The following is a 1,196-nucleotide window of genomic DNA, read 5'->3' as shown; positions in this document are numbered from 1 at the left end:
ATAGCGGAAAAATGCATCTGCATAGTCCCTCATATTCCCTTCTTTAGTTTTTACAAATTTTTTAAAAGATTCATCAGAACTTTCTCTAGTTCTAAAGTTTTTTGCTGTTACTTCATCAGCAAAAATAATAGAAATCTGCTTTTCAAATTCTTGTGAAACATAAGTCTTCCAACTAACACTGCGATTATTTTTTCTTGTTTCTCTAAATTTTAAAATCTTATTTTTTATCTCATCAAATTTATTGTAATTAACTAATTGAAGGAAAAATAAAGCTATTTCCGTTTTAGATATAGAACCTAATTCATTGATTAATCGAAGTAACTCAAGATAAGGACGAACATTAAAATTTACTGTGGGTGATTGTGTATGGTAGGGTGAAGGTAGCTGAAACTTAAGCAATTGTTTTGTAAATAACTCTGGTAACCTCTTTTGATTTACTAATTGATTACCGGCTTTAGTCAATTCAATAAATGGCTTTAATTGAATAAATCCTAATGCTTTAGGGGCTCTAGTTATCCTATCACGCGCAGCTAAAGCTGGATCTTGAGGATAGGTTGTTCCTTCATAGAAATCCGACTTAAATATCGCATCAAAGAAATTTATTTGATTTTCACCCCATGCCTTTCCAGAAAATTGTTGGCTTAATATATTTAGTTCTGGAATAATTTTTTCAATTGTTCGGGGTGAAGTAAAACCAAATAAATGCTTAGTCTTTGATAACGATGCCATTACTTTTTAGAACTCTTTTCCAAGATATCCACGTTATTATCTAGAAATTGTTGAATTCTTTCATTACATAATTCAAAAGATTGTTCTGAAATGTCGCAACCAACAAAATTACAATCATATTTAATAGCCGCAAGAGCTGCTGAACCACTACCTAGAAATGGATCACATACTGTAAAACCTGGAACACTACTAGCCTCAAGCATACGTTCAAAAACTTCTACCGGTTTTTGAGTTGGGTATTTCGAGTTATGAATACGCTTTACATCCCAAATATCATGTAGAGATCTACTACTTACTTTTCGAGTATTACCATTTGTTGCAAACAAAATTAATTCATGGCGTCGACGAAAATAGTGTCCCATTCCAATATTTACTTTGTCCCATACGAGTAAATTTTTTACATCAAAGTACTCTCTTACCAATGCTCCTAAAGTTAATAAACTAAATGAATCAAACATTAGATAAAT

2 protein-coding genes are annotated in these 1,196 nt (G+C 31.4%); both read right to left on the bottom strand.

From position 1 onward, the window contains the following. The coding region (locus FTV38_RS17745) for an AlwI family type II restriction endonuclease (protein ID WP_180009784.1) at window positions 1-729 on the bottom strand (729 nt) is incomplete at its 3' end. Continuing rightward, the coding region (locus FTV38_RS17740) for a site-specific DNA-methyltransferase (protein WP_180023073.1) at window positions 729-1,196 on the bottom strand (468 nt) is incomplete at its 5' end. The genes FTV38_RS17745 and FTV38_RS17740, both read right to left, overlap by 1 nt.

This window comes from Acinetobacter sp. YH16044, assembly GCF_013417145.1.
GTDB lineage: Bacteria > Pseudomonadota > Gammaproteobacteria > Pseudomonadales > Moraxellaceae > Acinetobacter > Acinetobacter amyesii.
The sequence above is the reverse complement of the archived record's forward strand: the minus strand, read 5'-3'. Positions and strand labels throughout refer to the sequence as shown.